At 72.1% G+C, this 7,829-nt stretch carries 5 protein-coding genes and 1 pseudogene; 3 read left to right on the top strand and 3 right to left on the bottom strand.

Annotated features, from left to right (window positions below; translation table 11 throughout):
• Window positions 1-92: 92 nt before the first annotated feature.
• The gene (locus G5C51_RS37760; protein ID WP_165244708.1) at window positions 93-506 is read left to right on the top strand and encodes a DUF2000 domain-containing protein; all 414 of its coding nucleotides are present in this window, start codon (window positions 93-95) and stop codon (window positions 504-506) included.
• On the opposite strand, the gene G5C51_RS37755 is transcribed toward G5C51_RS37760, so the two are convergent.
• Complete coding sequence (locus G5C51_RS37755; protein WP_420824900.1) at window positions 403-2,406, bottom strand: bifunctional glycosyltransferase 87/phosphatase PAP2 family protein; 2,004 nt, start codon at window positions 2,404-2,406, stop codon at window positions 403-405. The two genes, G5C51_RS37760 and G5C51_RS37755, sit on opposite strands and share 104 nt — an antisense overlap.
• Before the next feature lie 127 nt (window positions 2,407-2,533).
• Window positions 2,534-4,633: an ATP-binding protein gene (locus G5C51_RS37750; protein WP_165244706.1), complete on the bottom strand. Its 2,100-nt coding sequence runs from the start codon at window positions 4,631-4,633 to the stop codon at window positions 2,534-2,536.
• A gap of 106 nt (window positions 4,634-4,739) precedes the next feature.
• On the opposite strand from G5C51_RS37750, the gene G5C51_RS37745 reads away from it, so the two are divergent.
• The gene (locus tag G5C51_RS37745; RefSeq protein ID WP_165244704.1) at window positions 4,740-5,045 is read left to right on the top strand and encodes an antibiotic biosynthesis monooxygenase family protein; all 306 of its coding nucleotides are present in this window, start codon (window positions 4,740-4,742) and stop codon (window positions 5,043-5,045) included.
• A gap of 4 nt (window positions 5,046-5,049) precedes the next feature.
• Here the strand turns inward: G5C51_RS37745 and G5C51_RS37740 are convergent, their stop codons facing one another.
• Window positions 5,050-7,176 (bottom strand): MDR family MFS transporter, encoded by a 2,127-nt coding sequence (locus G5C51_RS37740; RefSeq protein ID WP_165244702.1) that lies wholly within the window; start codon window positions 7,174-7,176, stop codon window positions 5,050-5,052.
• A 291-nt stretch (window positions 7,177-7,467) separates the two neighbouring features.
• On the opposite strand from G5C51_RS37740, the pseudogene G5C51_RS37735 reads away from it, so the two are divergent.
• A pseudogene (locus G5C51_RS37735) lies at window positions 7,468-7,829 on the top strand (hypothetical protein); the annotation flags it as partial.

Genomic DNA, 7,829 nt, shown 5'->3' with positions numbered 1-7,829 from the left:
GGTGGGCGGGAAGAGCCGAACAGGCTGCCCGCCAGGGCGCTGCGCACGAGCGTTCAAGACCGGCGGCCACCCGCACCGGCAGGCTGCAGGACATGCGATTCGACACGAAGTTCGCCATCGTCGTCCGCGACGACCTGGCCACCTGGCAGAAGCTGAACGTGACCGCCTTCCTCGCCACCGGCGTCGCCCACGCCACCGACACCGTCATGGGCGAGAAGCCGTACGAGGACGCCGACGGCAACGCCTACCTGGCGCTCGCCCGCGAGCCCGTCCTGGTCTACGCGGCCGACGCAGCGGAGCTGCAGCGCACCCGCGAGCGCGCCCTCAAGCGCGGCCTCCACACCGGCATCTACACCGAGGAGATCTTCGCCACCGACAACGACGACGACAACCGCGCCGCGGTCAAGCCCGTTCCGGCTGCCGAGCTGAATCTGGTCGGTCTGGCGCTGTACGGCCCGAGGAATCAGGTGGACCGGACGACGAAGGGCCTGAAGCTGCACGCGTGAGCGCGCTGAGCGCCAGCGCCCGCTGCAGCCCCCGCCCCGCGAAGATCCCGGCCGCGACAACCACCGCGCCGCCCGCCGCATCCAGCAGATAGTGGTTCGCCGTCCCCATGATGACCAGCGTCGTCAGCGCCGGATACGCGAACCCCGCCCACCGCAGCCACGCATACGGCGCCAGCCGCCACAGCACCAGCGCACACCACAGCGACCACCCGACATGCAGCGACGGCATCGCCGCGTACTGGTTCGAGACCCCCGTCAGCATCCCGAACTTCGGATCGTCGAAGTCCTGCGGCCCATTGGCGGTGTCGATATACCCGAGCCCCGGCATCAGCCGCGGCGGGGCCAGCGGATACGCCCAGAAGCCGATCAGCGCGAACAGCGTCGCGAAGGCCAGCGAGGCGCGCCACTTGCGGTACGCGGCGGGCCGGGTCGCGTAAAGCCAGCCCAGGATCGACAGCGGCACCAGGAAGTGGAAGGAGGCGTAGTAGAAGTTCATCGACGCTTCGAGCCAGCCGATCGACGCGACCTTGTGGTTGAGCCAGTACTCCATGTCGATGTGCAGGAAGCGCTCGATCGCCAGGATCTGATCGCCGTGCCCCTCGGCGAGCTCCCGTCCGTCGGGCGCGAAGCTGCGGACGTACGAGTACAGCCGGTAGCCGATCCGGATCAGCAGCAGCTCGAGCAGGATGTTCGGCCGGTCGAGCAGCCCGGTCGGCGCCGGCTTCGCCCAGGCATCGGCCGTACGGGACAGGAACGGCACCGCGGTCGCCGCCAGCAGCGCGCCGATGAGGACGATGTTGTCGCTGACGAAGGACAACCACGCCAGATTCGGCACCAGGTCCTTGCCGTCGAAGGTGATGACCAGCACGGCAAAAACGGGCCACACATAACGGTCCCGCGTCCGCGCCCCGGTCCGTCCCACGACCGCGAGCAGCAGCCACAGCTGCTCATGCTGCCAAGCAGCCGGAGCGATCGCGATCGCCCCGCACCCGGCGATCGCCGCGGCCAGCAGCAGCTGCCCGTCGCGCGCGTAGAACACCGCCCGCCGCACCGCGAAATACCCGACCCCCGCGGCCAGCACCAGGAACACCGCGATCTCCAGCGGCCCGGTGAGCCCGAGCCGCAGCAGCGCGCCGTGCAGCGACTGGTTCGCCGCGCTGTCCATCGGCTCGCCGAGACCGGCACCCGCGATGTGGTGCACCCAGTACGCCCAGGAGTCGGCCGGCATCGCCACCCACGCGGCCGCGGTGGCGGCGGCGAAGGTGCCGCCCGCGTAATACGCGGCGGAGCGCCGCCCGGTGAGCCACAGCACCGGCGCGAACAGCAGCACCGCGGGCTGCAGCGCCGCCGCGAGCCCGATCAGCGCGGCGCCGCCGGCCCGCCCGCGCCACGCGAGCCACCAGCCGCCGAGCGCCAGCAGCACCGGCAGCAGGCTGGTCTGGCCGAGCGTGAACGTCTCCCGCACCGGCACCGACAGCGCGATCAGACTGACCGCCACCGGCGCGGCGAGCAGCCGTGTCCGCCGGGTGACCGGCTCCGGCAGCGCCCGTGCGGCGAGCACCCCGAGCCCTACGACGAGCAGCAGCGTCCCGAAGGTCCAGACGAGGCCGAGGCCTTGCTCGGCGGCGCGGGTGAGCGGCTTGAGGACGAGTCCGTTGAACGGCGTACCGGTGAAGGCACCGTCGTCGTAGACCGAACCCCGGTGCCGCAGCACGCCGTTCGGGCCGATCCACGCATCGAGGTCGGCGAGCCGCTCCTCCTGCGGGGTCCGCAGCACCTCGGCCGCAAGCCGCGCCGCCAGCACGCCGGCCAGCACCCACAACGCGCCGAGCGCCAGCACACTGCGCGTACCGAGCCCCGCAGCGGAGTGCCCCGCCCCACACCTCTCCGTGTCCGCCACGCCCCGTTACTCCTCGTATATCCCTGTGTGCCCGACCGTACAGCTCCTTAGGGTCAGACGCAGTCCATCATGCCTATACCTGACGTCTGACCCGAATTGGCCGGACCGAGCGCACACCCGGCAGGCATCACCGGTGCTGGTGCGGCCCGACGGCATGGTCGAGGGCGTAGGCGATGCCGGCGTCGGGGTCGGTGTCGTAACCGATGCTGAAGGCGGTCCGGTAGGCGCCGTCGCCGATGAGGCGGCGGGCCTGGTCCTCGCACGCCTTGCGGGCGGCGATGAGATGGGGCGAGCCCATCTGGGGGGTGCCGACGGTGTGCCAGATCCGCCAGGAGATGCCGAGGAGCCGGGCCGCCTGCTCGGCGCGCCCGACGGCGACGGCGGCGGAGGCGAGCAAGTCGATGGCAAGGGCGCAGCCGAGGCTGTCGTGGAGGCGGCGCTTGCCGTCGAGGGCGGCACGGGCACCGGCCGCGGCCTCCGCGACCTGCCCAAGTCCCAGCTCGGCGAGGGCGCGCAGGTAATCGCCGTAGGCGCGGACCCAGGTTTCACCGTGCCGGGAGCATTCGGCGCGCACATCCTCGGCGACCGTCGCGGCTTCGGCGAGCCGGCCGAGGTTGACCTGGGCGAACCCCCGCGCGATGCCCGCCAGGACCCACGCCGCGCGAAAGCGTCCGCCGCTCGGCCGGGTGGCCAGGGCCCGGTCGAGCTGTTCGGCGGCCTGTTCCTGCCGGCCGTTCAGGGTAAGAGCGCCGCCCTCCAGGAAGGCGGCGGCGACAGCGGCGGTTTCATCGGTTTCGCCGGCCACGGCCTCCCGGAAGGCGATGGCGAGGCGGAGGCTGGCCTCCTTGTCGCCCTGGCCGAACGCCGCGACGCCTTGGGCCCACAGGGCCATGGCGCGCACCGGTCCGGGGCCGGTGCCGAGTTCGAAGGCCCGGTCCAGATAGTGCTGTCCCTCCTTGGCGAAGCCGCAGGCGTACCAGAAGAACCACAGCGTCCCGCCCATGTCCAGCGCGCTGTGCCCGTCCTGTTCGTCGAGGCAGAAGTCCAGCGCGGCACGCAGGTTTTCGTGCTCCGCGACCATCCGGTCGTACCAGTCGATCTGATCCGGCCCGATCCAGGCGGCCTCCGCCCGGCAGGCCATCGCCTGGTAGTAACGCCAGTGGCGGCGGCGCAGTTCGCCCTCCTCGCCGAGGCGGCGCAGCCAGCCGACGCCGTACTCGCGGATGGTGTCCAGCATGTGGTACCGCTCGCCACCGCCGGTCGGGGCCCAGGTGACAATCGATTTGTCCACCAGACCGGCCAGCAGGCCCTCGATGCGCTCCACGGCAAGGTAGGTATCGACACACACCTGCCGCGCGGACTCGGCATCGAAGTCGCCGGCGAAGACCGACAACCTGGCCCACAGCAGCCGCTCGGCCGGGGAGCACAGCTGGTGGCTCCACCCGATCGCGGTACGCAGCGCCTGGTGCCACGGCGGATCGGCGCCCAGCACCACCGAGTCCGCGTTGCCCAGCGCCGCGAACCGGTCCTCCAGCCGCTCGGCCAGCTCCTTCACCGGCCATTCCCGCAGCCTCGCCGCGGCCAGCTCGATGGCCAGCGGCAGCCCCTCCAAACGACGGCAAAGCCGGGTCAGCTCCGCCCGGTTGGCCTCCGTCACCGCGAAACCGGGCACCACCGCGGCCGCCCGCTCGGCCAGCAGCACCACCGCGTCCGCCGACGCGTCGCCCGGTTGCGGCACCGGCAGCGGCTCCAGCTGCAGCACCTCCTCCGGCAGCATCCCCAGCGGACGCCGGCTCGTCGTCAGCACCCGCAGCCCCGGCGCCGACCGCAGCAGCAGCTCCACGGTGAACGCGCACGCGTCCGTCAGGTGCTCGCACGTGTCCAGCACCAGCAGCAGCTTCCGCTCGGCCAGATAGTCGCCCAGGACCTCGATCATGGGAAGGGTCGTATGGTCCGCCAGCGGCAGCGCCTCGGCGATCACGTGCGCCAGCAGCGAGCCGTCGTGCAGTCCCGACAACTCCACCCACCACACCCCGTCCTGGAACCCGGGCTGTGCCGCGGCCGCCGCGTGCAGCGCCAGACACGTCTTGCCGACGCCGCCGACCCCCGTGACCGTCACCAGCGGCCGCTGCCGGCACATCGGCTCCAGCCGGGCCAGCTCCTCGCCCCGCCCGACGATCCGCGTCTGCCGCGACGGCAGATTCCCCACCCGCAGCTGCCCGGCCATCGCCATCGCCGCCTTTCCGGGGGTGCCTCACTCAGCGTGGCACCGCGCACACACGGGCGATAGGGGGGACCGAAACCGCCGCGGAGCCGGGAGGCATCATTGAGCCATGAGCATCGTGAAGATCAATGCACTCACCGTCCCGGAAGAGCAGCGGGAGACCCTCGAGCAGCGGTTCGCCTCGCGGGCCGGTGCCGTCGAGTCGTCCGACGGGTTCGAGTGGTTCGAGCTGCTGCGGCCGCTCGAGGGCACCGACAAGTACCTCGTCTACACCCGGTGGAAGGACGAGGAGTCCTTCCAGGCCTGGATGAAGGGCATGGGTGCGGGGCACGGCGGCGGGCAGCGGCCGGCGGCCACGGGCTCCGACGTCTGGTCGTTCGAGGTGATCCAGCAGACCGGGCCCAAGGAGGGCTGACGCCTCACCCGGGGCGGTAGTCGCCGCGGTGTTCCGTCGCGTGGTCGTCGTCCAGGTCCGGCACCGGCGTGCGGCGCGGATGCTCCTCGTACGGCATCTCCGCGTCCGACCCGGACAGCTCGCCGCTCAACTCGGCCACCAGGTCGGTGAGATCGCGCGGCCGGTCCTTCGTCCACCAGTCGCCGAGCAGCTCGGCGAGGGACTCCTCGCGCGCCCGTGACAGCTTGTCGGCGAGCACGGCGCCGGCCGGCGTCAGGACGAGCGGCAGCCCGTCCCGGCGGCCGAGGCCGCGCTCCTCGACCTGCCGGGCCGCCGCGTTGACGATGCCCATGGGTACGTTGGCGCGCTGTGCGAGCATCGCCGGCTCCGCGGAGCCGTAGCGGTGCATGCGCAGCAGCAGCCAGCTCGCGGCGGGCTTCAGGTCGAGGCCCGCGCGGGCGGTGATGTCGCGGTAGATGTCGCGGCGGCCCTCCAGCGTGGACAGCTGGGTGAGCGCGCGGGCCACCTCGTCGCGGGAGCTGCGCTCGACCGGGTTGGTGGCCACGGTCTCGCTCGCGTCCGGCACGGTGACGGTGCCGCGCAGCGGCTGCTCCTTGATGAACCAGGAGACGACGAAGGCCAGCGCGACGACCGGCACGGCGTACAGGAACACATCCGTGATCGACGTCGAGTACGCGTGCAGCGCCTCGACCCGCACCTCCGGCGGCAGCTGGGCGATCGCCCGCGGGTCGGCCTCCAGATTCGCTACGTCCGTGCCCTCCGGCAGCTTGCCGCCCAGCGCCGCGGTGAGCTTGTCGGCGAGCCGGTTGGTGAAGATGGTGCCGAAGACGGCGACGCCGAAGGACGCGCCGATGGAGCGGAAGAAGGTGGCGCCCGAGGTGGCGACGCCGAGGTCCTCGTAGCCGACGGCGTTCTGCACGGCGAGCACCAGCACCTGCATCACCAGGCCGAGCCCGAAGCCGAAGACGAAGAAGTAGGCGCTCATCTCCCAGGTGCTGGTCGTCTCCGTCAGCCGGTGCAGCAGGAGCAGGCCGATCGCGGTGATCGCGGTGCCGAGGACCGGGAAGACCTTCCACCGGCCGGTACGGGAGATGAGCTGCCCGGATCCGGTGGAGGCGATGAGCACGCCGGCCACCATCGGCAGCATGTGCACGCCGGACATCGTCGGCGACACACCCCGTACGACCTGGAGGAAGGTCGGCAGATACGTCATCGCCCCGAACATCGCGAAGCCGACGATAAAGCCGATCACCGAGCACAGGGTGAAGGTGCGCAGCCGGAAGAGCTTCAGCGGGATGACCGGCTCGGCCGCCTTGGTCTCGGCCCAGATGAACGCGGCGAGCAGCACCGCGCCGAGCACCGCGAGGCCGATGATCTGCTTCGACGACCAGCCCCAGGTGCTGCCGCCCAGCGAGGTCAGCAGGACGAGGCAGGTGGCCACCGAGGCGATGAGGAGGGTGCCGAGGTAGTCGATGCGGTGCGGGTTGCTGCGCTTGGGGATGTGCAGCACGGCGGCGATGATCGCGAGCGCGACCACCCCGATGGGGAGGTTGATGTAGAAGACCCAGCGCCAGTTGAGGTGCTCGGTGAACAGGCCGCCGAGGAGCGGCCCGAGGACGCTGGTGGCGCCGAAGACGGCGCCGAAGAGGCCCTGGTAGCGGCCGCGGTCGCGGGGCGGCACGATGTCGCCGACGATCGCCATCGTCAGCACCATCAGGCCACCGCCGCCGAGGCCTTGCAGGGCGCGGAAGCCGATCAGCTGCGGCATGTTCTGCGCGATGCCGCAGAGCGCGGAGCCGACGAGGAAGATGGCGATCGCCGTCTGGAAGAGCTTCTTGCGCCCGTACTGGTCGCCGAGCTTGCCCCACAGCGGGGTGCCGGCGGTGGCCGCGAGCATGTACGCGGTGACGACCCAGGACAGGTGCTTCATGCCTCCGAGGTCGCTGACGATCGTCGGGAGCGCGGTGGCGACGATGGTCTGGTCGAGGGCGGCCAGCAGCATGCCGCTGAGCAGGGCGCCCATCGAGAGCAGGATGGTGCGGCGCGGGAGGTCCTCGGCGGGCCCGGCGGGGGCGGTCGCGGCGGTGGGCCGTTCGGGTGTCGGCGGCTCGACGTCCGGGTCAGGCGCCATGGCCGGGCTCCCTACGTTCACGTCCTACTGGCGATGCGTATTGCACCCATATTCGCCTGATTACCCGGATCCGGCCTGCCGAGACGACCGGGGGGCGGTGGGCAGCCGCTCCGGGCGTCTGCATAATCGCTCCATTCGAACGAGAGGGACGGTCCGGTGGAACGACAGGCATGCTCCAGATGCGGAGCGCCGCACACGGCCCACGGGGCGCCGTCGTGCCACTGCCCGCCGGAGAGACGGGCGGCCGGGGCGGGCGCCGAGCGCGGGGACCCGCAGCTGATCCGCCCGTACGTGATGCAGCCCCCGACCCAGCCGCTGCGGGACCCGGCGGAGACGGCGAATCTGCCGGTGCCGGTCTCCGCGTACGAGCCGAGCACGCCGACTCCCGCGGATCTCGGGCTCTTCGGCCCGGAGGCGGGGCACGGCGGCGGCGCCGGGCACGGCGGCGGCCCCGGCCCCGATCGCGGCTACGACCCGGAGCGCGACGACCACGCCGCCTGGGCCCACCCGGACGACGTCCGCGACGACCGCGACCGCCCCGCCACCCGCCGCCGCCCCGCGGTGCTGGCGCTCGCGGCGGCCGCGGTGGTCGCGGTGGTCTGCACGGGCGCGCTGCTCTTCAGCCCCGGCGACGACGCCGACCGCAACAACGC

This window comes from Streptomyces coryli (assembly GCF_011044975.1).
In the GTDB taxonomy this organism is placed as follows: Bacteria; Actinomycetota; Actinomycetes; order Streptomycetales; family Streptomycetaceae; genus Streptomyces; species Streptomyces coryli.
Note: the sequence above shows the minus strand (reverse complement) of the source record. Positions and strands in the feature narration are given on the sequence as shown.